The following is a 23,770-nucleotide window of genomic DNA, read 5'->3' on the forward strand; positions in this document are numbered from 1 at the left end:
TTGCCCGGCTGCCCTGCCAGCGTCAACCCGGCCGTTCAGGGGCCTTGGGGGCGCTCAGCGGGAGGGCGGCAGGTCGAGCCCGATCGCCTCCGACCCCTTCGCCCGGGCAATGGCCTCGCGAAAATCATCTGCCACGGCCGGATCGGCGGGCCTGCCGTCGGGCAGCAGGCTCAGGTCGCCGAGCAGGGCTGCGATATCGGCCGAGCCGGTCCGCTCCCATTGGCCCCGCAGGAAGAAGACCATGGCCCGGTAGGCCTGATCCTCGGTCAGCGTCCCGGTCATGGCGGCCTCCCTTGCCACGCCTGCCGCGGCGCTTCAGCAAGCTCTTGGTGCCCCTAGCCGGGATCGAACCAGCACTCCTTGCGGAACTCGATTTTGAGTCGAGCGCGTCTACCAATTCCGCCATAGGGGCAACGCGGCGGGACTATAGTGGCCGCCAGCGAGGGGTCAACGGCGCCGGATTGAAGGCGCCCGGCTTGACATTGCCGCCGCCGCTCCCACCTTGCCGGCCATGAGCGACAGTCCCGACGACAGAGCGTCCGCGACTCCGGCCGTGCCGGCCTATGCGACGGCGGTCGCCATCCAGCCTGCCGCGGCGGCCGATGCGTCCATGCCCGCAAAGGTGCTGACGCCGGCTGCGCAGCGCGCGCTTGCCGAGGCCGCCGAACGGCGCGCGGCGCTCGATGCACAGGCCGCTGACCTCGCCCGCGAGGCCGAGGTCCATGGCCGCGGCGGCGCTGAACCGGTGCGTTATGGCGACTGGGAGGTGGGCGGCATCGCCGTCGACTTCTGAAGCGCGCCGGCCTCAGCTGCGGTTCTTGCGTTCGCGCAGCTCGGCAAAGACCGCGGCCGGGTCGGCCCCGGCCATGGCGAGATTGGCCGCAATCGCCGGGTCGTCGGCCCGCAGGAACGGGTTGGTCCGCTTCTCGAGGCCAAGCGTCGTCGGCACGGTGGCAAGACCCTTCTCGCGCAGCGCGAAGACCTCGTCGGCGCGTACCTTCAGGTCGGCATTACCCGGATCGACCGTCAGAGCGAAACGCGCGTTGGAGGCGGTGTATTCATGGCCGCAGAACAGCAGCGTGTCGTCTGGCAGGGCGCGCAGCGCGGTCAGCCCCTGCCACATCGGCCCCGGCGTGCCCTCAAACATGCGGCCGCAACCGAGCGAGAACAGCGCATCGCCGGCCAGCAGGATCCTTTCGGCGCCGAAATGATAGGCGATGTGCCCGACCGTATGGCCGGGCGTGTCGATGACATCGGCGGTGAACGAGCCGAAGCCTGCCGTGCCGCCCGGCATCACCGTCTCGTCGACAAGCGGAATGCGGGCTGAATCGGCGGCGTTGGCGATGACGCGTGCGCCGGTCGCCTGTTTCACCTCGGGAATGCCCTGGACGTGGTCGGGATGGTGATGGGTCACCAGAATGTGGCTGATCGTCCAGCCCTTATGCGCCGCCGCCGCCATCACGGGAGCCGCCTCCGGCACGTCGACAGCCGCCGTGGCACCGGTTGCCGGGTCATGGATCAGCAGCCCGAAATTGTCGGACAGGCAGGTGAAGAGATGGGTCTCGGCGGCCATGGTCTGCTCCGGGTTCAGCGGTCGGGCGGTTATGGCATTGCCTCCGCGGCGATGCCATTTCATTCTCCGCCCTCCCGACAGATGGGCCCTGAGCCGGCCGGGTCCAGTGCGGAAGGGTGAACCTTGTCCGACGTCATCGACCTGCGCGCCTTCTATTCCTCGCCTCTCGGCATGGCCGCGCGGCGCATGGTGGGGCGTGCCATCCGCGGCCACTGGACCTCGGCGCGCGGCATGACCGTGGTGGGTCTGGGCTATTGCACGCCCTATCTCGGCCTGTTCCGCGACGAGGGCGACCGAACGCTTGCCTTCATGCCCGCGCGGCAGGGCGTCATCCACTGGCCGACCGCGCGGCCGGGGCGTTCGGCGCTGGTGGAGGACGACATGCTGCCGCTGGCGGATGCCGCCATCGACCGGCTGCTGATCGTCCATGCGCTGGAGGTGGCTGACGATGTCCAGTCGCTGCTGCGCGAGGCCTGGCGGGTGCTGGCGGCCGGCGGGCGCGTGCTGGCCGTCGTGCCCAACCGCCGGGGCCTGTGGGCCCAGCGCGACACGACCCCGTTCGGCCAGGGCCGACCCTATTCGTCGCGCCAGCTGACCGAGCTGATGCGCCAGTCCTCGTTCACGCCGGTGGCGTGGAGCCAGGCCCTGTGGATGCCGCCGATCCGCAAGTCGCTGGTTCTGCGCTCGGCGGGGGCGTGGGAACGGTTTGGCTCGGCCCTGTCGCTGCCCTTTGCCGGTGTCCATCTGGTGGAGGCGACCAAGCAGGTGTACCGGCCGATCCCGGCGCGCCGGCCGCGGGCGATCGAGATCTTCAATCCGGTGCTGCAGCCGAACCCGGCGGCGCGGACGGCGCTGCGCGAGGGCGCTAGCGACCCGGCAGCTTCGACTTCAGGATGAACAGCAGTTCGGCGATCTCCTCTTCGGAGAGCAGGGCGATGCGGCGGGAGAGCAGGTTGGCGAGTTCGGTCGCCTGCGGCGACAGCCCCGACGTGTCGATGACGATGCGCGGATGCGAAATCTCCGCGAGCCTGACCAGTTCCTCCGCCTCGTCCCAGATGATGCCGAAATAGGCGATGATGCGCTGCACCAGATACCAGCTCGGCCGGCCGCGCTTGCCGTGTTCCAGCGCCGACAGATAGGCGGCGGAGACTCCGATCGCCTCGGCCATGGCGGTCAGGGTGGCACCCTTGGCCTCGCGCAGGGCACGGACGCGGGCGCCGAACGGCGTCATGGCCGCGCAGGCCCCCGGACCGCCTCGACAAGGGCGAGGGCGGCGGCAAAGGCGGCATCGGGCCCCAGATCGGTGGTGTCCAGCACGGTCGCACCCGGTGCCACCACCAGCGGTGCATCGGCGCGGCTGGAATCGCGTTCGTCGCGCTTCTGGATGTCGGCCAGCACCGCCGCCTCGGCCTCGGCGGTGTCGGCCAGGTCGCCGCGGCCGACCAGTTCGCGGAAACGGCGGCGCGCGCGCTCCGCGGGGCTGGCGGTGACGAAGATCTTCACCTCGGCCGACGGGGCGATCACCGTGCCGATGTCGCGCCCGTCGAGCACGGCGCCGCCCGGCTGGCCGGCAAAGGCGCGCTGGAGGTCGAGCAGGGCGCTGCGCACCGGGCCATGGGCCGCAACCACGGAGGCGGCCTCGCCGGTTGCGCGGTCCCGCAGGCGATCCGGATCGAGGTCGGCAAGGTCGAGATTCTCGGCAATGGCCGCGGCGATCGCGACATTGGCGAGGTCGAAGCCGCGGTCGAGCATGATGCGCCCGACCCCGCGATAGAGCAGGCCCGTATCGAGGCATGGCAGGCCGTAATGGGCGGCGATGCGCCGGGCCAGCGTGCCCTTGCCGGAGGCGGCCGGCCCGTCGATAGCGACGATCATGAGAGGTCTGCCCCGAGGCCGCGCATCAGGCCGGTGAAGTCCGGGAACGATGTGGCGATGAAGCCCGTATCGTCGACGGTCATCGGCTCTGCCGTGGCAAGGCCCATGACCAGGAAGCTCATGGCGATGCGGTGGTCCATGTGGGTCTCGACCGTGCCGCCGCCCGGCGCGCGACCGTCGCCGGCAACGATCAGGTCATCGCCCTCAATGGTGTGGGCCACGCCCGCCGCGGCAAGGCCTGCCGCCACCGCCGCCAGCCGGTCGGATTCCTTGACGCGCAGCTCGTGCAGGCCGCGCATGCGGGTCGGCCCCGCGGCGAAGGCGGCCGCCACCGCCAGGACCGGATATTCGTCGATCATGGAGGGCGCGCGATGCGCCGGCACGTCGACGCCGGACAGATGCGAGCCGCGCACGCGCAGGTCCGCGACATCCTCGCCGGATTCGACGCGCGGGTTCAGCACCTCGATCGCCGCGCCCATCTCGATCAGCGTGGCGAGCAGGCCGGTGCGCAGCGGGTTCATCATCACGCCGGAAATGGTCACGTCCGAACCCGGCACGATGGCGGCGGCAACCAGCGGAAAGGCGGCGGATGAGGGGTCGGCGGGAACGATGACGGGCGCGGGCTTCAGCTCCGGCTGGCCGACGAGATCGATGCGCCGGCCGTGCGCGCCGTGAGGCGTCACGGTCACGTCAGCACCGAAATGGACGAGCATCCGCTCGGTGTGGTCGCGCGTCGCCTCGGTCTCGACGACCGTCGTGATGCCGGGCGCGTTCAGCCCGGCGAGCAGGACCGCCGATTTCACCTGCGCCGAGGCGACCGGTGATTCATAGACCACGGGAACCGCGTCCTTCGGCCCCTCGACGGTGATCGGCAGGCGGCCGCCCTCGCCCTGGGCCACGACGGTCAGGCCGAACAACTCCAGCGGGTCGAGCGCCCGGCGCATCGGGCGCTTGCGCAGCGAGGCGTCGCCGTCGAAGGTGGCGCGGATCGGGTGGGCGCCGACGACGCCCATCATCAGCCGGCAGCCGGTGCCGGAATTGCCGAAGTCGAGCGGCTCGGCCGGCTGCTTCAGCCCGCCGACGCCAACGCCGCGCACCAGCCATTCGCCCGGCCCGAGCCTTTCGACGGTTGCGCCGAGCGCGCGACAGACCTTCGCCGTGTTGATGACGTCCTCGCCCTCCAGCAGGCCGGTGATCCGCGTCTCGCCCACGGCGAGCAGGCCGAACATCAGCGCCCGGTGCGAAATCGACTTGTCGCCTGGCACCGTGACGGTGCCGGAAAGGGCCGCGCCGCGGCGGGCAGTCATCGGGGTCGGTGTGGTCGATGCGCTCAAGGGACAGGTTCCGGCCGGCGAAAGTTCAGGGATGGGCTCTATCCTCCGAAGCAGGCCTCTTGACAAGCCGGGAAGGGCGGTCCACCTCACCGCCCTTCATAGAGACAGTCTGAACCCTGAAGGCCAAGGAGTCCGCTGTGGCGAGACCCGAACTCGGCGTGAAGCGCATCTGCCCCACGACCGGCAAGAAGTTCTACGACCTCAACCGCGATCCCATCGTCTCGCCCTATACCGGCGAGGTGCTGCAGCGCGCCATGTTCGAGCCGGCCCGGCGTGGGTCGGCCGCAGCCAAGCCGGCGGCGGCCGCCACGGACGAGGATGCCGAGCTGGAGACGGGCGATGCCGAACTCGTCAGCCTTGAGGAGGCCGACGGTGAGGAGGCCTCCCCGGCCAAGGGCGCGGCCATCGAGGACGATGTCGAGGTCGAGGTCGAGGATACCGGCGACGACGACGACGACACCTTCCTCGAGGAAGACGAGGACGAGGGTGACGACGACGTTGCCGACCTGATCGGCGATGCCGCCGATGACGACGACGACACCTGACGCGACCGGGAGCCGTTCCGCGCGCCCTGTCGCGGAACGGCCGGTTCGGTCCTGGTGAGAGTGCCTCTGGGGGGCAGCCGTGTGGGCAGCCCCTTGCGGAACGGGCCGTGAGGGCGTATGTGATCCTCACGTTTTTCGTTTCATACACCCTCACCGATGAGCGATCGTGAGAGTGGGTTCCTCCGGGGGCCCGCTCTTTTTGTTTCGCAGCGGCGGCGAGGCCGATGGAGTTGCCCCGCTTGGAAGGCGATCCGCGCCTGATCACCGAGACCGGAATGGCCGCGCGCGTTGCGGCGATCGTGGAGCCCGTGCTCGAGGGCATGGGCTACCGCCTGGTGCGCGTGCGCCTGTCCGGGTCGCGGGCCAGCGGCGTGACGGTCCAGATCATGGCCGAACGGCCGGACGGCAGCTTCAAGATCGAGGACTGCGAGGCGGCCAGCCGGGCCCTGTCGCCGGTTCTCGATGTCGAGGACCCGATTTCCGACGCCTACAATCTTGAAATGTCCTCGCCCGGCATCGATCGTCCGCTGGTGCGGACCGGCGATTTCGACCGCTGGGCCGGCTACGAGACGAAGATCGAGATGGCCGTCGCCCAGGCTGGCCGCAAGCGCTTCCGCGGCATCCTGCTCGGCACGGACGGGACCGGCGCGCGCCTGCGGCGAACCGATGTCGCGGCCGACGAGCCGGCGGATGTCGTGCTGGCCATCGGGGAGATGGCCGAGGCGCGCCTCGTTCTGACCGACGACCTGATCCGCGAGACACTTCGCCGCACCAAGGCGGCCGTGCGCGGGGGCGACCTCGATGGCGATGCCGATCCCGACGACGATGCCGACCTCGACAACGACATGGACGCCGATGACGCCAACGAGACGGGGGACGAGGAGATGCTCGTCGTCCTTCGCCCGCAGACGCCCCGTCCGGTGCGGGCGGCGCCGGCGCCCAAGACCCTGAAACCTGGCCCGAAGGGTGCCCGTCCGCCCGGCGGCCGGCGCCCCGGACCGACATCGCCGGGCGGCAAGTTCAAGGGACCTGCCCGCTCCGGCAAGCCCAGACCTGCACGCTGACACGACCCGAACGCTGAAGAACCTGTCCTCAGAAGGGGAAAACCACGATGGCCGTCTCTGCCAACCGCCTGGAGCTCCTGCAGATCGCCGACGCCGTGGCGCGCGAGAAGCAGATCGATCGCCAGATCGTGCTCGAGGCCATGGAGGATGCGATCCAGAAGGCCGCGCGCTCGCGCTACGGCCAGGAGACCGAGATCCGCGCCGAAATCAATGCCAAGACCGGCGACATCCGCCTGTCGCGCCTGCTTCTGGTGATCGACGAGGTCGACAATGCCGCGATCCAGATCGCGACCGAGGAGGCGCGCCGCAAGAACCCGGCCGCCCAGCCCGGCGACTGGATCGCCGAGACGCTGCCGCCCTTCGACTTCGGCCGCATCGCCGCCCAGTCGGCCAAGCAGGTCATCGTCCAGAAGGTGCGCGAGGCCGAGCGTGACCGCCAGTTCGACGAGTACAAGGATCGCGTCGGCGAGATCGTCTCGGGCCTGGTGAAGCGCGTCGAATACGGCAATGTGATCGTCGATCTCGGCCGCGGCGAGGGCATCATCCGGCGCGACGAACTGATCCCGCGCGAGCTGTTCCGCAACGGCGACCGGGTGCGCGCCTATCTGTTCGATGTCCGTCGCGAGCAGCGCGGACCGCAGATCTTCCTGTCGCGCACCCATCCCCAGTTCATGGCCAAGCTGTTCGCGCAGGAGGTGCCGGAAATCTACGACGCCATCGTCGAGATCAAGGCGGTGGCCCGCGATCCCGGCTCCCGCGCCAAGATCGCCGTGGTCTCGCGCGACTCGTCCATCGACCCGGTCGGCGCCTGCGTCGGCATGCGCGGCTCGCGCGTCCAGGCGGTGGTCGCCGAGTTGCAGGGCGAGAAGGTCGATATCATTCCGTGGAACCCGGACATCGCCACCTTCGTGGTCAATGCGCTGGCGCCCGCCGAGGTCGCCAAGGTGGTGCTCGACGAGGACAGCGAGCGCATCGAGGTTGTGGTGCCCGACCAGCAGCTGTCGCTGGCCATCGGCCGGCGCGGCCAGAACGTGCGCCTCGCCTCCCAGCTGACCGGCTGGGACATCGACATCCTCACCGAGCAGGAGGAGAGCGAGCGCCGGCAGGCCGAGTTCGAGGCCCGCACCCGCCTGTTCATGGGCGCGCTCGACGTGGACGAGGTGGTCGGCCAGTTGCTGACCTCCGAGGGCTTCCGCACCGTCGAGGAGGTCGCCTATGTCGACATGGCGGAGCTTGCCTCCATCGAGGGTTTCGACGAGGACACCGCCGAGGAGCTGCAGCGCCGCGCCCGCGATCATCTCGGTCGCATCGAGGCCGAGCACGACGCCCGCCGCAAGGAACTCGGCGTTGCCGACGACCTGCGCCAGGTCGACGGGCTGACCACGGCCATGATGGTCAAGCTCGGCGAGAACGACGTGAAATCGCTGGAGGATTTCGCCGGCTGCGTGCCCGACGACATCGTCGGCTGGACCGAGCGCAAGGAAGGCCAGGCGACCAAGCATGCCGGCTTCCTGGACGGCTTCGAGCTGAGCAAGGACGAGGCCGAGGCCATGATCATGCAGGCGCGCGTGAAGGCCGGATGGATCGAGGAACCGGTGGCGGAAGAGCCCGCTCCCGCACACGAGGAGGCCGGGGCGTGACCCCGGGGACCACGCAACGTGATGGTGGCAGACGACGACACGGCTGACCTTGCGCTCGACGGCGGACCCAATGTCCGTCGCGGGGCGAGCGAGCGCACGTGCATCGTCGGCCGCAAGGCCGGGGATCCGTCCGGCCTCATCCGCTTCGTGGTCGACCCGTCCGGACGGGTCATTCCCGACCTGAAGGCCCGGCTGCCCGGCCGCGGCGCCTGGGTGACGGCGCGTCGCGCCGTTGTCGCGGAAGCCGTCCGGCGCAAGCTCTTTGCCCGTGCTTTCCGCCGCGAGGTGGTCGTGGACGGAGATCTGACGGGCCAGGTGGAGCGGCTTGTCGAAGCCCAGGCCCTCGCGGCCCTGTCGATGGCCAACAAGGCCGGCGCCGTGGTCACCGGCTTTGCCAAGGTGGAGGCGGCGATCGGCTCTTCCGAGCTTGCGGCCGTTGTCCATGCCGCCGATGCCGGAGACGATGGCGTGCGCAAGCTCGGCCAGGCGCTCTCCCGCAGCCTGGGACCGGATGCTGCCGCCATGCCGCGGATTGCGATGTTCACCTCGTCGCAATTGGATTTGGCATTGGGGCGGCTGAATGTGATACATGCAGCGCTGCTCGCCGGTGGGCCGAGCGCAAATGTTCTCGCGCGCTGCACGGCCCTCGAGGTTTTCCGATCCGGTGACGAGGCCGGCGGAACCCCGCTGGCTTCCGTCAACGAGCCGAAGCACCGAATTTTCAAGGACCAGCCGACAGGCGCAGGACCCGAACCGAATGACTGATGAGAAGACCCCCGGCGACAAGACGATCAGCCTGACCGGCAAGACGCTCAGCCTGAAGCGCCCCGCCGGATCCGAGCAGAGCATGGTCCGCCAGAGTTTCAGCCACGGCCGCACCAAGACGGTGGTGGTGGAGAAGGTGTCGGCCAAGCCGCGCTCCTTCGTGCAGCAGCGCCCGGCCGCTCCGGCCGCTCCCCCGCCGCCGGCCCCGCCGGCTGCGGGCGAGGCTCCGCGACCGGCTGCAGCGCCTCCCCGCGCACGGTCCGCTGCGGGCGGCATGGTGCTGCGCACGCTCTCCGACGAGGAGCGCGACGCCCGCGAGCGCGCCCTCGCCGATGCGCGCACGCGCGAATCGGAATTGCGCAAGATCGCCGAGGAGGAGGCCCGTCGCCGCTCCGAGGATGACGGGCGCCGTCAAGCCGAACGCGCCGAGCAGGAGAGCCGCCAGCGCGCCGAGGATGACCGCCACCGCACCGAGGACGAGGCCCGCCGCCGGTCCGAATGGGAGGCACGCCGCCGCTTCGGCGACGATGGTCGCCCGCAGAGCCTCGATGATCTCGGCAAGGCGCCGCGCGCGGACGAGCCGGCCGAGCAGCCGGCCGCCGAGCAGCCGCGTCCGGTCGAGGCGCGCCGGCCGTCCGAGCGTCCCGATGGCGACCGTCCGCCGCGCAGCGATCGTCCGCAGGGTGACCGCCCGTCCTATGGCGACCGTCCGCCGCGCCCGCCCGGCGACCGGCCTGCCTATGGCGACCGTCCGCCGCGTCCGCCGGGAGATCGTCCGTTCGGCGACCGTCCTCCGCGTCCGCCCGGCGACCGGCCTGCCTATGGCGACCGTCCGCCGCGCCCGCCGGGCGACCGGCCATTCGGCGACCGTCCCCCGCGCCCGCCCGGCGATCGTCCGTTCGGTGATCGGCCGCCGCGTCTCGACGGCCGTCCGCCGCGTCTCGACGGACCGCGTCCGCCGCGCCAGTTCGGTGCCGGTGCAACGGCCGCCAGCGCCATTCCGACCCGCCCCGAGGGTGCCGGTCCCATGCGGTCCGGACCGCCCTCGGCCGGCCGGCCGCGCGGCGCGATGGACGATGATGACGGTCCGCGCGGCGTTCGCCGTGGCCCGGGCGGCAAGGTGGCGACGCCTGCCGTCCGACCCGAGCGTCCGGCTGCGGATGCACCGAGCCGCACGCGCCTGACCCTGACCAACGCACTCGAGGACAGCTCCGACCGCATGCGCTCGGAGGCCTCGTTCCGCCGCCGCGTGCAGCGCATGACCGGCCGGCGCCAGACCGAGCAGAAGGAGAAGATCCTGCGCGAGGTGACGATCCCCGAGACGATCACCATCGCCGATCTCGCCAACCGCATGTCCGAGCGGGCCGTCGACATCATCCGCATGCTGATGAAGCAGGGCGCGATGCACAAGATCACCGACGTGATCGATGCCGACACCGCCCAGCTGATCGCCGAGGAACTGGGTCACACGGTTCGCCGCGTTGCCGAGTCCGATGTCGAGGAAGGTCTGTTCGACAGCCCCGATCCGGAGGAGATGCTGTCGCCGCGTGCGCCGGTGGTCACCATCATGGGCCATGTCGACCACGGCAAGACCTCGCTGCTCGACGCCCTGCGCAAGACCAACGTGGTCTCGGGCGAGGCCGGCGGCATCACGCAGCATATCGGCGCCTATCAGGTCCAGACCCCGCTTGGCGGCCTGGTGACCTTCATCGACACGCCCGGCCACGCCGCCTTCACCGCCATGCGCGCCCGCGGCGCCAAGGTGACGGATATCGTGGTGCTGGTCGTGGCGGCGAACGACTCGGTCATGCCGCAGACGATCGAGGCGATCAATCACGCCAAGGCGGCCAAGGTTCCGCTCATCGTGGCGATCAACAAGATCGACCTGCCCGACGCGCGTCCCGAGAAGGTCAAGACCGACCTGCTCCAGTACGAGGTGCAGCTGGAAAGCTTCGGCGGCGACGTGCTCGAGGTCGAACTGTCGGCGAAGACCGGCGAGAACCTCGACAAGCTGCTCGAACTGATCCAGCTCCAGTCCGAGGTGCTCGAACTGAAGGCCAATGCCTTCCGCCTGGCCGAGGGCACCGTGATCGAGGCCAAGCTCGACCGCGGCCGTGGCCCGGTGGCGACCGTGCTGATCCAGCGCGGCACGATCCACCCCGGCGACATCATCGTCGCCGGCGCCGAATGGGGTCGCGTGCGCGCCCTCATCAACGACAAGGGCGAGACGGTGGAGGGTGCAGGCCCCTCGGTTCCGGTCGAGGTGCTCGGCTTCAGCGGCACGCCCGAGGCCGGCGACCGCGTCGCGGTTGTCGAGACCGAGGCGCGCGCCCGCGAGATCGCCGACTACCGCACGGCGCTCAAGCGCGAGAAGACATCCGCGCGCCTTGGCGCCGGCCGCAGCCTCGTGGACATGATGAGCCAGCTCAAGGCCGGTGCCGGCAAGAAGGAGTTCCCGCTCATCGTCAAGGGCGACGTGCAGGGCTCGGTCGAGGCCATCGTCGGCGCGCTCGCCAAGGTCGGCAATGACGAGGTGTCGGCCCGCGTCATCCTGTCGGGCGTCGGCGGGATCACGGAAAGCGATGTCGGCCTTGCCCAGACGGCCGGGGCCGTCATCATCGGCTTCAACACGCGCGCCCACAAGGAAGCGCGGGCGGCGGCCGAGCAGTCGGGCACCGAGATCCGCTACTACAACATCATCTACGACCTGGTGGACGACATCAAAGCCGCCATGTCCGGCCTGCTCGCGCCCGAACTGCGCGAGACCATGCTGGGCAATGCCGAGATCCTGGAGGTGTTCAACATCACCAAGGTCGGCAAGGTGGCCGGCTGCCGCGTCACCGACGGCCGCGTGGAGCGCGGCGCCAATGTGCGCCTCATCCGCGACAACGTGGTCATCCACGAGGGCAAGCTGTCGACGCTCAAGCGCTTCAAGGACGAGGTCAGGGAGGTCCAGGCCGGCCAGGAATGTGGCATGGCCTTCGAGAGCTACCAGGACATGCGCGCCGGCGACGTCATCGAGTGCTACCGCGTCGAGGAGATCAAGCGCTCGCTGTAAGGTGGCGCGACGCCTGACGATATGAAGGGGCGGCCGGAAGGCCGCCTTTTCTTTGCCCGCTGCATGAACCCATGGCGGTCCTTGCTGCGACAGACGGGCAAGTGATCCATCAAGCCGGCCGGGGACCATGCGGCCGCGACCCCAGCGAGTGCATCAGCGCCATGGACGCCGCCTACCGGTTCGCAAGCGTTTCGACCTTCGCCGACTATCGCGCGCTGCTCCGCGCGCGGCAGCGGCTGGGACCTCTGCGCGGCCATGGCCGCTGGCTGCGCTATCCTTTCGTCGCCGTGCTGTTCCTTGCAACGCTCTGGTGGCTCGGCGGGCTGTCGGCTCACTGGAGCCTCCATCTCCGATGGGACGTCGCCAAGTGGATCGTCGGGCTTGTCCTGTTCATTCCGCTGGTCGATCTCTTCTTCGACCAGGTGGTCGGCCGCTGGGTCTATTCCCGCCATGCCGCAGCGAACCGACCGATGACCGCCTCGGTCGACGCGGACGGCGTTTCATGGGCGGTCGATGACTGGAGCGGCCGTGTCGCCTGGAACGGGTTGAAGAACGCCGTGGTCACGGCCGACCACCTGTTCCTGTTCATCGGCAAGCTGGAGGCCATCCCGCTGCCCCGTCGCGGTCTGGCGGGCGGCGACTGGGAGGGCTTCCTCGCCTTCGCTACGGAGCGTCTTCCGCAGCCGCCCGTGCGCGGATGAAAAAACGCGGCTGCCGGAGCAGCCGCGTCATGATGCTGTCAGGATGCTTGCGGAAGCAGTCCGTCAGACCACCTTCAGGCTGATCTCGCCGAGACCATCGACCGTCGCAACCATGGTCTGGCCGCGCGTCACCGCGCCGACGCCGTCCGGCGTGCCGGAAAAGATGACGTCGCCCGCGCAGACCTCGAAATAGGTCGACAGGAAGGAGATCTGCTCGGCCACCGACCAGATCATGTCGGCAAGGTCCGCCTTCTGCTTCACCACGCCATCGACGGAGAGCGAGAGCGGGCCGCTGCCCTTGTGGCCGACCATGGCGACCGGATAGAGCGGGCCGACCGGGCCCGACAGGTCGGAGGACTTGCCGAGTTCCCACGGGCGCTTCAGCGCCTTGGCCTCGTCCTGAAGGTCGCGGCGGGTCATGTCGAGGCCGACCGCATAGCCGAACACGCAGTCGAGCGCCTTCTCGACCGGGATATCCTTGCCGCCGCCGGACAGCGCCACGACCATTTCCAGCTCGAAATGGTAGTTGGCGGTCTTGGGCGGGTAGGGGTGGTCGGCGGTCTGGCCGTGGGGAACCGGCTGCAGGGCGTCGGCCGCCTTGTTGAAGAAGAACGGCGGCTCGCGGGTCGGGTCACCGCCCATCTCGCGCGTATGGGCTGCATAGTTGCGGCCGACGCAATAGACCCGGCGCACGGGGAAGAGCTTGTCGGTGCCGACGACCGGCAGGGCCGGACGGGTGGCGGGCTCGAAGACATAGGACAAATCAGCGCTCCGCAGGCGTTTCACGTGGCCGGAACGCGGCCGACAGTGGTGTTGAGGACCGGCGCAAGCTAAACTCCCCCGACCAAATGTCCATGGCGCAGAGGCTCATGTCGCATACCGAAAAGCGGGACCTCGCCCCCCTCCCGAAGCTGGCCCTCGAAATGGGGCCGCTGGTCATCTTCTTCCTGGTCAATTCCTACGGCGACCGCTGGTTCGGTGTCGAGCCGGCCCAGCGGCTGTTCATGGCGACCGGCGTGTTCATCGCCGCCGTGCTGGTGTCGCTGGCGGTGACCTGGACGCTGGTGCGCAAGCTGCCGGTCATGCCGCTGGTCTCGGCGGTGGTGGTCACCGTGTTCGGCGGGCTGACCCTGATCCTGCACGACGAATTGTTCATCAAGCTGAAGCCGACCATCGTCAACACGCTGTTCGGCGTTGTGCTGATCTGGGGCGCGCTGACCGGCCGCAACCTTTTGAAGATCGTGCTCGATTCCGTCTTCGACCTGACGGAGGAGGGCTGGCGGCTGCTGACCTGGCGATGGGGCCTGTTCTTCTTCGTGCTGGCCGCCATCAACGAGGTGGTCTGGCGCACCCAGACGACCGATTTCTGGGTGTCGTTCAAGGTCTGGGGCATCATGCCGCTGACCATGGCCTTTGCCATCGCCCAGATGCCGCTGATCATGCGCCACGATGCCAGCGGCGGGCGCCAGGAAAATCCCTGACCGCAGCCCGGTCGTTCCGCCACGGCCGGTTCCCGTGTAGAAGGCCCGGTCTCCAGCCGGAAGGTCCCCTTGCTCCGCGCCGCCCTCATCGCCGTCGCCTTCGTGCTCGCCGTCGCCATCGCCGTGATCGCCGTGTTTCCGGAAGACGACCTCGCCGTCGCCCGGCTGTTCTTCGCGCCGGAGCGCGGCTTCTGGCTGGCCGACCACGGCTGGGCCCGGTTCCTGCGCCAGGTGAGCATGTGGCCGACGGTCGCGATCGGCGTGGCGGCACTGGTCTCGCTCATCCAGCATGTCGTCGCCCCCCGTACCCGCCAGTTCATGCGCGCGCGGACCGCGCTGTTCCTGACCGCGACGGTGCTCGCCGCCCCTGTCATCCTCGTCAACGGCGTCCTCAAGGAGCACTGGGAGCGGGCCCGTCCGGTCCATGTCGCCGAGTTCGGCGGGCAGGGCAGCTTCACGCCGTGGTGGCGGCCGGGCGACGGGCGGTCGTGCACGACCAATTGCTCGTTCGTCTCCGGCGAATCCTCCGGAGCGGCGTGGCTGGTGGCCCCGGCCATGCTCGCCCCTCCGGCCGTCAGGCCGGCGGCGCTGGCGGCGGCCGGTGTCTATACGGCGGCGATCTCGGCCCTCAGGATCGGCTTCGGCGGGCATTTCCTGTCCGATACGCTGATCGCGACGCTCCTCACCCTGCTGATCGTGGTGTTCGGCTGGCGGCTCGTCTTCGTCCGCGGGCCCGACGAGGTGGTGCTCGCGGCCCGGCTGGCCGCCATCGGCGCGCCGCTGCGCCGGCTCACCGGGCGGGCGGACTGACGCCTGGACGAGGTCATTCACATCGCCGACGGCCCCGCCTTGCGCCGCCTCGCTTGCCACCCGCGCGGCGCTTCTTTATGCGGATCGGCCAGACCCGCCCGCCCTCACGGAAAACCCCCCATGGCCGCGCAAAAATCCGTCAAGAAAGTCGTCCTCGCCTATTCCGGCGGCCTCGACACCTCGATCATCCTGAAATGGCTGCAGACCACCTATGGCTGCGAGGTGGTGACGTTCACCGCCGATCTCGGCCAGGGCGAGGAACTGGGGCCGGCGCGCGACAAGGCGCTGCTGCTCGGCATCAAGCCGGAAAACATCTTCATGGACGACCTGCGCGAGACTTTCGTGAAGGACTACGTCTTCCCGATGTTTCGCGCCAACGCGATGTATGAGGGCCTCTACCTGCTCGGCACCTCGATCGCCCGCCCCTTGATCGCCAAGCGGCAGATCGAGATTGCGGAAGCCGTCGGCGCCGACGCCGTCTCCCATGGCGCCACCGGCAAGGGCAACGACCAGGTCCGCTTCGAGCTGACCTATTACGCGCTGAAGCCCGATGTCACGATCATCGCGCCCTGGCGCGAATGGGACCTGTCGAGCCGCACGAAGCTGATCGAGTTCGCCGAGGCGCATCAGATCCCGATCGCCAAGAACAAGCGCAACGAGGCGCCCTTCTCGGTGGACGCCAACCTGCTGCACGCCTCCTCCGAGGGCATGGTGCTCGAGGACCCGGCCGTGGAAGTGCCCGACTACGTCTATTCGCGCACCGACGGACCGGAGAACGCGCCCGACAAGGCGACCGTCATCAGCATCGACTTCAAGGAAGGCGATGCGGTCGGCATCGACGGCAAGGAACTGTCGCCGGCGACGCTGCTCACGAAGCTCAACGAACTCGGCAAAATCAACGGCATCGGCCGCCTCGACCTCGTCGAGAACCGCTTCGTCGGCATGAAGTCGCGCGGCATGTACGAGACCCCCGGCGGCACGATCCTCTCCATGGCCCATCGCGCCATCGAGAGCATCACGCTCGACCGCGGCGCGGCGCATCTGAAGGACGAGCTCATGCCGAAATATGCCGAGCTCATCTATAACGGCTTCTGGTTCTCGCCGGAGCGCGAACTGCTGCAGCTCCTCATCGACAAGTCGCAGCAGTTCGTGACCGGCACGGTCCGGCTGAAGCTCTACAAGGGCAATGTGATCGTCATCGGCCGCGAGAGCCCCTATTCGCTCTACGACAAGGAACTGGTGACCTTCGAGGAGGGCGCGGTGGCCTATGACCATCGCGACGCCGAGGGCTTCATCAAGCTGAACGCGCTGCGCCTGCGCACGCTCGCCCAGCGCAGGAAGAAGCTGGGGCTCTGAGCGGGCCGCAAACCGGAACGACGAAGGCCGGGGCGACCCGGCCTTTTTCATGCCGCCGGAGCGCTGTTCACCGGGCGACGGCCGCGCCGGCCTTCGGGCCGGGCTGGCCGACGAAGCCGTGGAAGCGGTTGGCCGGACGGGTCAACCGGTGGGCGTCGGTGCCGGCACCCTCATGCGTGCCATATTCGGCGATGGTGCGGATCGACGGGGCGGCAAGGTGGGCGGCCGCTGCGAGCGGGGATGCGTGAACCTGGGAGGCGAACCCGGCAGCCGTCGACAGAACTGCGGCAGCAAGCAGGGTGAGAGCCGACTTTCGAATGTCGCGTTGAGCATGCATGGGTCGCCTCCCTGGTTCCGGCCCCGCGGCGATCGGCCGCGAAGTGACCATGGGTGGCCGCAGGCGGCGAAAAGGTTCAGGACGAGCGCAAACATTCGTGCCTCCCGTGGAACGCCGTTGGCGGACACTGAAAACGACGACGCCCGGCCAGGGTTTCCCCCGCCGGGCGCAGTTTTCGAACATAGCGGGAATCTACCAAACCATCGTCACGTTGTCAAGGCGTATTGTCATATGAAAAGAAAATAATCCGCGTGAGGCTGTTGGCCGCTGTCCGGACTTTGCGTCCTTGGAGGCTCGCTTCGCTCGCACCTCAGGATGAGGACGCACGGGATGGGTGCAGGGCATCCCTTCCCCGAAGGCGAGGCCTCCTCAGCCCAGCGCCTTCAGCCAGCGCCTGGCCTGCGCCCGCACATTCCTCGGCGCCGTGCCGCCATAGCTGACGCGGCTCGCCACCGATTTCGCCACCGACAGCACCGAGAACACGTCCGCCGTGATGCGCCCGTCGACCGACTGCATGTCGGCGAGGGTGAGCCTGTGCAGCGGCACGCCCTTTTCCGATGCGAGCCCCACCGCCCTTGCCGCGATGTGGTGGCTCTCGCGGAACGGGATGCCGAGCGCCCGGACGCACCAGTCGGCGAGGTCCGTGGCGGTGGAATAGCCCTGGCCGGCCGCCTTCTTCATGGTCGCGCTCTGAGCCTGAATGTCGCGCACCATGCCGGCGGTGGCGGCGATCGCCAGCGAGAGCGAGGCGAGCGCGTCCATGGTCGGCTCCTTATCCTCCTGCATGTCCTTCTGGTAGGTCAGCGGCAGGCCCTTCAGCACGACCACGATGGCGTTGAAGGCGCCGAGGATGCGGCCGACCTTGGCGCGCACCAGTTCGGCGGCGTCCGGATTGCGCTTCTGCGGCATGATCGAGGAGCCGGTCGAGAAGGCATCCGACAGCTTCACGAAGGAGAAGGGCGAGGAGCACCAGATGACGATCTCCTCGGCGAGGCGCGACAGGTGCACCGCCGTGATCGTCGCCGCCGCCAGCACCTCCATGACGAAGTCGCGGTCGGCGACCGAATCCAGCGAATTGGCGGTCGGACGGTCGAAGCCGAGCGCCTTCGCCGTCATGTGGCGGTCGATCGGGAAGGACGTGCCGCACAGCGCCGCGGCGCCCAGCGGGCTCTCGTTGAGGCGCCTGCGGGCATCGGCGATCCGCCCTCGATCCCGCCCGACCATCTCCACATAGGCCATCAGGTGATGGCCGAAGGTCGTCGGCTGGGCCACCTGCAGATGGGTGAAGCCGGGCATGACGGTCGCGGCCTCCGCGAGGGCCTTTTCGGCCAGCGCCGTCTGGAGATCCTTCAGCTGGGCGTCCAGGCCGTCGGCGGCATCGCGCACCCAGAGCCGGAAATCGGTCGCCACCTGGTCGTTGCGGGAGCGGGCCGTGTGCAGGCGGCCCGCCGGCGCGCCGATGATCTCCGCAAGCCTTGCCTCCACGTTCATGTGGATGTCTTCCAGGCTGCGCCTGAAGACGAAGGTGCCGCCCTCGATCTCCGCCAGCACCTGGTCGAGGCCCTTGGTGATCGCAGCTTCGTCATCGCGGCTCACGATGCCTTGTTCGGCCAGCATGGCGACATGGGCTTTCGAGCCGGCGATGTCCTGCCTATACAGGCGCCTGTCGAAGTCGATCGAGACGTTGATGTCCTCCATCACGGCGGCAGGGCCGGACGCATAGCGGCCGCCCCACATGGTGTTGCCGGCTTGGTCGGCTGCGGTCATCGTCTCGTCCTCGGGCAAGGGAGATCAGGGAATTGGCGCGCGCTGCAACACTTGTCATCGCTGCTGGCGTGATCGGTCTCGCGGCGGGCGCAGCGGCCTTCTACTGGACCGGAGGCATGGCAGGCAATCCGGCCAGCGCATCCTGCGCCGCCGCCCGGGAGGTCTCGGCCCGCATGGCGCCGCATGCCCGCGGCGAGGTGGCCGCCTTCACGGTGACGGAACGGCCGGCCCCGGCCCCGGACCTTGCCTTCAACACACCGGACGGGCGCGCCGTGACGCTGGCCGATTTCCGCGGCAAGGTGGTGCTGCTCAACCTATGGGCGACCTGGTGTGCCCCGTGCCGCCACGAGATGCCCGCCCTCGACCGGCTGCAGGAAACGCTCGGCGGACCGGGCTTCGAGGTGGTGGCGGTGAATATCGACACGCGCAATCCCGAGCGGGCCCGCACCTGGCTGACCGACACCGGCATCCGCCATATGGCGCATTACAACGACCACTCGGCCAGGATCTTCCAGGACCTGCGCAAGGTCGGCCGGGCCTTCGGCATGCCGACCACGCTGGTCATCGACGCGAAGGGCTGCGAGCTCGGCTATCTGGCAGGTCCCGCGGAATGGGCGAGCGAGGATGCCCTCGCCCTCGTCCGCACCGCTATCGGGACCTCTGCGCCGGCGCGCTGACGCCCTTACCGGAACAGCAGCGAGGACAGCTTGCGGCGGCCGGCAATGGTCGCCTCGTCCATCGGCCCCCAGGCCTCGAAGAACTGGACGAGCTGCTTGCGGGCGCCGTCCTCGTTCCAGTTGCGGTCGCGCTTGAAGATGTCGAGCAACTGGTCGGTCGCCTCCTCCCGCTGGCCCTTGGCATTGAGGGCGACCGCCAGGTCGAACCGGGCCTGATGGTCGGCCGGGTTCTCGACGAGGCGTTGCTCCAGCTCGTGGATCGGCCCGAGATCGGCGGCCTGTTCGGCCAGATCCAGCGCGGCACGGGCGGCAACCACGGCCCTGTCGGTCTGCTTGTCGGCCGGAACCTGGTCGAGAAGCGCCTTCGCCTGTTCCAGTTCGCCGGTCTCGATGGCGCAGCGGGCAAGGCCGGCCAGCGCATGGAGGTTGTCGGGCTCGACGCCGAGGATCTGCGAATAGATCTGCGCGGCGCCGGCCGCATCGCCCTCGACGAGCGCGGCATCGGCCGCAGCCAGCGCCTCGGTCAGGTCGGGATTGGCCGCGCCCCCGGCAAGCTTCTCGACGAAAGCCGTCACCTGGCTCTCGGGCAGGGCGCCCATGAAACCGTCGATGCCCTGGCCCTTGTCGAAGGCGAACACGGCCGGGATCGACTGGATGCCGAGCTGGCCGGCGACCTGCGGGTGGTCGTCGATGTTCATCTTGACCAGCTTGACCTTGCCCTTGAAGGCGCGGACCACCTTCTCCAGCACGGGGGTGAGCTGCTTGCAGGGGCCGCACCAGGGGGCCCAGAAATCGACGATGACAGGCTGCTTCTTCGACTCCTCCAGCACATCCCTGACGAAGTCGCGCGTGGTCGTGTCCTTGATCAGGCCGTCCTCGCCGCCGCCTGCCGCCTGAGGCACCGGTGCGGATGCCGCCGGGGGCGTCATGCCATAGCCGCCGCCATAGGACGCACCGAACTGGCCGCCGATCTTCGCCCCGCCATTGCCGCTCATGAATGTCTCCCTGCGAGCCACCCGCAGGGCCCGCGCTCATGGTTCGTTCGTCCGCATAGATGGCCGCTCGGGCTCAAAATGCAACGCCGAAATGGTCGCGCCAATGGTCACGCCAAGGGTCGCGTGCCCCTCGCATCGGCCTTACGGCGGGGGCCGGCTCCCTTGACTTGAGGGGGACCGTCTTTAGCGTTTCCGCTGGTCCGGCACGATGGTCGCGACATGATTTGCGCGACACGGCATGTGCAGCACCACGATTGCCCCGACGGGCCGGAGGACAGGGTGGCAGGAACCGGACCACTTGCCGGCGTGACGGTGATCGAGTTCCAGGGCCTCGGCCCCGGACCGTTCTGCGGCATGATGCTGGCCGATATGGGCGCCGAGGTCATCCGCATCGACCGGGCAGGCCCCGTGCCGTGGGGCGCGGGCGATGCGCTGGGACGTGGGCGTAAATCCATCGCCGTCGATCTCAAAAAGCCGGGTGCCGTCGATCTCGTGCTGAAGCTGGTGGCCGGCGCCGACGCGCTGTTCGAGGGCTTCCGCCCCGGCGTCATGGAGCGTCTCGGCCTCGGGCCGGATGTGTGCCTCGCCGCCAATCCGCGGCTCGTCTATGGCCGCATGACCGGCTGGGGGCAGGAGGGGCCGCTGGCCTCCGCTCCGGGCCACGATGTCAATTATCTCGCCCTCTCCGGCATGCTCTGGCCGCTCGGGCCGGCCGACCGGCCGCCGGTGCCGCCGCTCAATCTGGCGGCCGATTTCGGCGGCGGCGGCATGATGCTGGCGCTCGGTCTGGTGGCCGGCATCCTGTCGGCACGGACGACAGGGCGCGGGCAGGTGGTGGATGCCGCCATGGTGGATGGCGCGGCCGTGCTCGGCTCGATGATCTTCGGCATGGTCAATGCCGGCCAGTGGAAGGTCGAGCGCGAGGCCAACATGCTGGACGGTCGCGCGCCCTTCTACGGCGTCTATCGCACGAAGGACGGCGGCTATGTCTCCATCGGCTCGCTGGAGCCGCGATTCTATGCCGCGCTCGTGAAGCTCGCCGGGCTGACCGATCCGCGCTTTGCCAATCAGTGGGACACCGCCATGTGGCCCGACCTGAAGGCGGCGCTGACCGCGACCTTCGCCTCCCGGACCCGCGACGACTGGTGCGCGGTGATGGAGGGCACCGACGTGTGCTTTGCTCCGGTGCTGGACATGAACGAGGCGCAGGCCCATCCACACAATGTGGCGCGTGGCACGTTCGGCCCCTCCGATGACGGGCCGATGCCGCGGCCGGCGCCGCGCTTCTCCGGCACGCCTGGCGCCATCGCACCGGCCTCGGGAGCGATCGGTGCCGACAGCGGCGCGGTGCTGCGCCGGGCCGGGTTCACGCAGGCAGACATCGAAACGGCAGCCAATGCCGGCATCATCGCTGGGAGGATCGAGGCATGACGACGACCTACGAGGTGAGCGAGGGGCTGGCGACGCTGACGCTGAACCGCCCGGACCGGCTCAATGCCTTCAACACGGAACTGGTGACCACTGCGCTTGCCGCCATCGAGGAGGCGCGGGTCGATCCCGAAGTGAAGGCGCTGGTGCTGACGGGCGCCGGGCGCGGCTTCTGCGCGGGCGCCGATCTTGCCAGCGGCATCGCGCCGTCCGGCGAGAGCGTCAACGCCGCCATGCGCGATCTCTACAACCCGCTGATCCTCGCCCTCGACACCTTCCCGAAGCCGACGGTTGCCGCCATCAACGGCGTGGCCGCCGGCGCGGGCGTCGGGCTGGCGCTGGTCTGCGACATTGCGGTGGCGGCGCGCTCGGCCTCCTTCGTGCTGACCTTCGGGCCAAGGCTCGGCCTGGTTCCCGATCTCGGCGTGACCTGGTTCCTGCCGCGCGCCATCGGCCGGGCCCGGGCCCGGGCGCTGGCTCTGCTCGGCGACAAGCTGCCCGCAGAGACGGCCGCCGAATGGGGGCTTGTGTGGACCTGCATCGACGACGAGGCCTGCCTGCCGACGGCGCGGGCCCTGGCGGTGCGCCTCGGTGGCGGCTCGGCCGATGCCTTCTTCGGCATCCGGCGGCTGATGGACGCGGCCGAGACCAGCAGCCTTGCCGCCCAGCTCGATGCCGAGCGGGAGACGCAGGTCGGGCTGATCATCCGACCCGCCTTCCGCGAGGGGGTTGAGAACTTCCTCGCGAAGAAGGCAAGCTGATGCCGGCAGGACCGGGCCGGAACCCGGCCGCTTCCGGGAGGCAGGCATGGCAGACGACTTCGACGACATCATCGCACGGGCGCGTCCGCTGATCGCTTCGGCCCCGGTCTCGGACGCCCTCGACGAGCACGGCCTTCACCACCAGATCCTGCCCGCCGCGATCCGCCCGGTGGACGAGGGCGCGGTGCTGTTCGGCCCGGCGCGCACCGGCTCGTACCGCCCGATCTGGGAGAAGATCGAGACCATCTACGATCTCGAGATCGCGCTGGTCGACGACCTGAAGTCGGGCGAGGTCTGCGTCATGGCAACGGCCGGCAATCCGCGCATCGGGCCATGGGGCGAACTGCTCTCCACCCGCGCGCGGCATCTGCAGGCCGCCGGCTTCCTGACCGATGGCGCGGTGCGCGATGTCACCGCCATCCGCGCCATGGGCTTTCCGGTGTTCACTGCGGCGCTGTCGCCGGCCGATACCCAGCACCGGGGCATGATGGTGGCCAAGGACGCGCCCATCCGGATCGGCGAGACCGATATCCGGCCAGGCGACATCATCGTGGGCGATGTCGACGGCGTGGTGGTGATTCCGCGCGGCCAGGCGCTGCCGGTGCTGTCCACGGCGCTTGCCAAGATCACCGGCGAGCGGCGGATGCGGGCCGATATCGAGGCCGGCATGACGCTGGCCGACGCTTTCAGGAAGCACGGGCTTCTCTAGGGCGCGCCGGTCAGGCCACCGAGTCCAGCGGCGGCGCCTCGGCATGGCCGCTGGACGGCCCGCCATCGGTCAGCGTGTCGCCCCATTTGAGCTTCTTGTAGTTGAAGCCGCGCTGGATCGTCGGCTTGACGATGGCGAAATAGGGCGAGATGTCGAAATCGCGCGGGGCATACAGCGAATGATGGCGGATGTGCAGGACCTCGCGCCGGGCAGCCTCGCCCCTGACGCGCATCTCCCCGTCCTTCGCGCTCCGCTCGACCTTGGGCAGGATCGGATAGCGCACCGACTCGAAGGCCTGGGCGATCAGCGTCGAGCAGATGGCGCGCGTCGGGTCGCCCGATCCGAAGGCGATCATCCGCCGCCGCCAGCGGACCGGGATCGGCATGGGAACGAGGAAGCGCATCATGTCGAGGATGTTCTTCACGTCGTAGTCGAGGCCGATACGGTCGATCAGGAAGCAGCAGACCTGCGTCTGGTCCTCGGGTGTCAGGCCCACCGGGCGGCAGATGCGGGTGTGGAAGTCGCGATATTTCGACAGCGGCGCGGAGATGACGCCAACGCCCAGATAGGCCTCGACCAGGACATGCGGCTCGCCGTCCGGCTCGCAGGCGCCCTCGATGGGGCCGACATACATGGCCGCGTGCGACCAGGTCGACTGGGTCAGATATTTGATGACCGCCGAGATGTGCGTGTCGCCCTCGACCAGCAGCACGTCGCCGGGCCTCAGCGAGGCGCGCAGCGCCACAGGGTCGCTCGGTGTGGTCGGCTCGTAGCCGGGCGAGCGCTTGTCGAGGATGGCGGCCACGCGCCGCCCCAAGGCATCGAGAATGCGGTCTCCCATGATGTCCCTCCCCAGGGACCCCCGTCTCCTGGAGGTCAAGTGTCTGTCGCCAA

At 69.2% G+C, this 23,770-nt stretch carries 25 protein-coding genes and 1 tRNA gene; 15 read left to right on the forward strand and 11 right to left on the reverse strand.

Annotated features, from left to right (window positions below):
- Window positions 1-54 precede the first annotated feature (54 nt).
- Both ACTIFS_RS10590 and ACTIFS_RS10595 read right to left on the reverse strand, forming a co-directional pair.
- Window positions 55-282 (reverse strand): hypothetical protein, encoded by a 228-nt coding sequence (locus ACTIFS_RS10590; RefSeq protein WP_439574059.1) that lies wholly within the window; start codon window positions 280-282, stop codon window positions 55-57.
- Between the two features lie 45 nt (window positions 283-327).
- Window positions 328-412: transfer RNA gene (locus ACTIFS_RS10595), tRNA-Leu, on the reverse strand.
- A gap of 198 nt (window positions 413-610) precedes the next feature.
- Here ACTIFS_RS10595 and ACTIFS_RS10600 point away from each other — a divergent pair.
- Complete coding sequence (locus tag ACTIFS_RS10600; protein ID WP_439574259.1) at window positions 611-793, forward strand: DUF1674 domain-containing protein; 183 nt, start codon at window positions 611-613, stop codon at window positions 791-793.
- A gap of 12 nt (window positions 794-805) precedes the next feature.
- Here the strand turns inward: ACTIFS_RS10600 and gloB are convergent, their stop codons facing one another.
- Window positions 806-1,573, reverse strand: coding sequence for a hydroxyacylglutathione hydrolase (gene gloB / locus ACTIFS_RS10605; protein WP_439574060.1), 768 nt, complete (start codon window positions 1,571-1,573; stop codon window positions 806-808).
- Window positions 1,574-1,744: 171 nt separating this feature from the next.
- On the opposite strand from gloB, the gene ACTIFS_RS10610 reads away from it, so the two are divergent.
- Window positions 1,745-2,470 carry a class I SAM-dependent methyltransferase gene (locus ACTIFS_RS10610; protein ID WP_439574260.1) on the forward strand — a complete coding sequence of 242 codons (726 nt, stop codon included), beginning with the start codon at window positions 1,745-1,747 and terminating at the stop codon, window positions 2,468-2,470.
- On the opposite strand, the gene ACTIFS_RS10615 is transcribed toward ACTIFS_RS10610, so the two are convergent.
- Genes ACTIFS_RS10615 through aroA form a run of 3 tightly spaced genes read right to left on the reverse strand, consistent with a single transcriptional unit; the run spans window position 2,439 to window position 4,755 of the window.
- A complete protein-coding gene (locus ACTIFS_RS10615) occupies window positions 2,439-2,804 on the reverse strand; it encodes a helix-turn-helix domain-containing protein (protein WP_439574061.1) in 366 nt (121 codons plus the stop codon). The two genes, ACTIFS_RS10610 and ACTIFS_RS10615, sit on opposite strands and share 32 nt — an antisense overlap.
- On the reverse strand, window positions 2,801-3,448 hold the full coding sequence (gene cmk / locus ACTIFS_RS10620; RefSeq protein ID WP_439574062.1) for a (d)CMP kinase: 648 nt from the start codon (window positions 3,446-3,448) through the stop codon (window positions 2,801-2,803). Before cmk ends, ACTIFS_RS10615 begins: the two co-directional genes overlap by 4 nt.
- Window positions 3,445-4,755, reverse strand: a complete 1,311-nt coding sequence (gene aroA / locus ACTIFS_RS10625; protein ID WP_439574261.1) for a 3-phosphoshikimate 1-carboxyvinyltransferase — start codon at window positions 4,753-4,755, stop codon at window positions 3,445-3,447. Before aroA ends, cmk begins: the two co-directional genes overlap by 4 nt.
- Before the next feature lie 164 nt (window positions 4,756-4,919).
- Between aroA and ACTIFS_RS10630 the strand changes: the two genes are divergently transcribed.
- The 6 genes from ACTIFS_RS10630 (at window position 4,920) to ACTIFS_RS10655 (ending at window position 12,555) form a co-directional block, all read left to right on the forward strand.
- The gene (locus ACTIFS_RS10630) at window positions 4,920-5,327 is read left to right on the forward strand and encodes a TIGR02300 family protein (RefSeq protein WP_439574063.1); all 408 of its coding nucleotides are present in this window, start codon (window positions 4,920-4,922) and stop codon (window positions 5,325-5,327) included.
- A 224-nt stretch (window positions 5,328-5,551) separates the two neighbouring features.
- Window positions 5,552-6,391 (forward strand): ribosome maturation factor RimP, encoded by an 840-nt coding sequence (gene rimP, locus ACTIFS_RS10635; protein ID WP_439574064.1) that lies wholly within the window; start codon window positions 5,552-5,554, stop codon window positions 6,389-6,391.
- A gap of 47 nt (window positions 6,392-6,438) precedes the next feature.
- On the forward strand, window positions 6,439-8,031 hold the full coding sequence (gene nusA / locus ACTIFS_RS10640) for a transcription termination factor NusA (RefSeq protein ID WP_439574065.1): 1,593 nt from the start codon (window positions 6,439-6,441) through the stop codon (window positions 8,029-8,031).
- Window positions 8,032-8,052: 21 nt separating this feature from the next.
- Entirely contained in the window at window positions 8,053-8,796 is a 744-nt protein-coding gene (locus tag ACTIFS_RS10645) for an RNA-binding protein (protein ID WP_439574262.1), read from the forward strand.
- The gene (gene infB, locus ACTIFS_RS10650) at window positions 8,789-11,854 is read left to right on the forward strand and encodes a translation initiation factor IF-2 (protein WP_439574066.1); all 3,066 of its coding nucleotides are present in this window, start codon (window positions 8,789-8,791) and stop codon (window positions 11,852-11,854) included. The genes ACTIFS_RS10645 and infB overlap by 8 nt, the downstream gene beginning before the upstream one ends.
- A 161-nt stretch (window positions 11,855-12,015) precedes the next feature.
- Entirely contained in the window at window positions 12,016-12,555 is a 540-nt protein-coding gene (locus tag ACTIFS_RS10655; RefSeq protein WP_439574067.1) for a YcxB family protein, read from the forward strand.
- Between the two features lie 63 nt (window positions 12,556-12,618).
- Here ACTIFS_RS10655 and ACTIFS_RS10660 read toward each other — a convergent pair whose 3' ends face one another.
- Window positions 12,619-13,317 carry a fumarylacetoacetate hydrolase family protein gene (locus ACTIFS_RS10660; protein ID WP_439574068.1) on the reverse strand — a complete coding sequence of 233 codons (699 nt, stop codon included), beginning with the start codon at window positions 13,315-13,317 and terminating at the stop codon, window positions 12,619-12,621.
- A 107-nt stretch (window positions 13,318-13,424) separates the two neighbouring features.
- Between ACTIFS_RS10660 and ACTIFS_RS10665 the strand changes: the two genes are divergently transcribed.
- From ACTIFS_RS10665 to ACTIFS_RS10675, 3 genes are all read left to right on the forward strand, one after another.
- A complete protein-coding gene (locus ACTIFS_RS10665) occupies window positions 13,425-14,036 on the forward strand; it encodes a septation protein A (RefSeq protein ID WP_439574069.1) in 612 nt (203 codons plus the stop codon).
- 69 nt (window positions 14,037-14,105) lie between these two features.
- Window positions 14,106-14,846 (forward strand): phosphatase PAP2 family protein, encoded by a 741-nt coding sequence (locus ACTIFS_RS10670; RefSeq protein ID WP_439574070.1) that lies wholly within the window; start codon window positions 14,106-14,108, stop codon window positions 14,844-14,846.
- Between the two features lie 120 nt (window positions 14,847-14,966).
- Entirely contained in the window at window positions 14,967-16,202 is a 1,236-nt protein-coding gene (locus ACTIFS_RS10675) for an argininosuccinate synthase (RefSeq protein ID WP_439574071.1), read from the forward strand.
- Between the two features lie 67 nt (window positions 16,203-16,269).
- Here the strand turns inward: ACTIFS_RS10675 and ACTIFS_RS10680 are convergent, their stop codons facing one another.
- Window positions 16,270-16,539, reverse strand: coding sequence for a hypothetical protein (locus tag ACTIFS_RS10680; RefSeq protein ID WP_439574072.1), 270 nt, complete (start codon window positions 16,537-16,539; stop codon window positions 16,270-16,272).
- Window positions 16,540-16,908: 369 nt separating this feature from the next.
- On the reverse strand, window positions 16,909-18,306 hold the full coding sequence (gene argH / locus ACTIFS_RS10685) for an argininosuccinate lyase (RefSeq protein WP_439574073.1): 1,398 nt from the start codon (window positions 18,304-18,306) through the stop codon (window positions 16,909-16,911).
- Between the two features lie 32 nt (window positions 18,307-18,338).
- On the opposite strand from argH, the gene tlpA reads away from it, so the two are divergent.
- Window positions 18,339-18,983, forward strand: a complete 645-nt coding sequence (gene tlpA / locus ACTIFS_RS10690) for a thiol:disulfide interchange protein TlpA (RefSeq protein ID WP_439574074.1) — start codon at window positions 18,339-18,341, stop codon at window positions 18,981-18,983.
- A 5-nt stretch (window positions 18,984-18,988) separates the two neighbouring features.
- On the opposite strand, the gene trxA is transcribed toward tlpA, so the two are convergent.
- A complete protein-coding gene (trxA, locus tag ACTIFS_RS10695) occupies window positions 18,989-19,912 on the reverse strand; it encodes a thioredoxin (protein ID WP_439574263.1) in 924 nt (307 codons plus the stop codon).
- Window positions 19,913-20,197: 285 nt separating this feature from the next.
- Between trxA and ACTIFS_RS10700 the strand changes: the two genes are divergently transcribed.
- From ACTIFS_RS10700 to ACTIFS_RS10710, 3 genes are read left to right on the forward strand one after another with little or no spacing between them, the layout of a single operon-like run.
- Window positions 20,198-21,409 carry a CaiB/BaiF CoA transferase family protein gene (locus ACTIFS_RS10700; RefSeq protein WP_439574075.1) on the forward strand — a complete coding sequence of 404 codons (1,212 nt, stop codon included), beginning with the start codon at window positions 20,198-20,200 and terminating at the stop codon, window positions 21,407-21,409.
- A complete protein-coding gene (locus ACTIFS_RS10705; protein WP_439574076.1) occupies window positions 21,406-22,167 on the forward strand; it encodes an enoyl-CoA hydratase-related protein in 762 nt (253 codons plus the stop codon). Before ACTIFS_RS10700 ends, ACTIFS_RS10705 begins: the two co-directional genes overlap by 4 nt.
- Before the next feature lie 46 nt (window positions 22,168-22,213).
- Window positions 22,214-22,876 (forward strand): RraA family protein, encoded by a 663-nt coding sequence (locus ACTIFS_RS10710; RefSeq protein ID WP_439574077.1) that lies wholly within the window; start codon window positions 22,214-22,216, stop codon window positions 22,874-22,876.
- 10 nt (window positions 22,877-22,886) lie between these two features.
- Here the strand turns inward: ACTIFS_RS10710 and ACTIFS_RS10715 are convergent, their stop codons facing one another.
- A complete protein-coding gene (locus tag ACTIFS_RS10715; protein ID WP_439574078.1) occupies window positions 22,887-23,717 on the reverse strand; it encodes a lipo-like protein in 831 nt (276 codons plus the stop codon).
- Between the last annotated feature and the right edge of the window lie 53 nt (window positions 23,718-23,770).

It is taken from the genome of Phreatobacter sp. (genome assembly GCF_051860605.1).
In the GTDB taxonomy this organism is placed as follows: Bacteria; Pseudomonadota; Alphaproteobacteria; order Rhizobiales; family Phreatobacteraceae; genus Phreatobacter.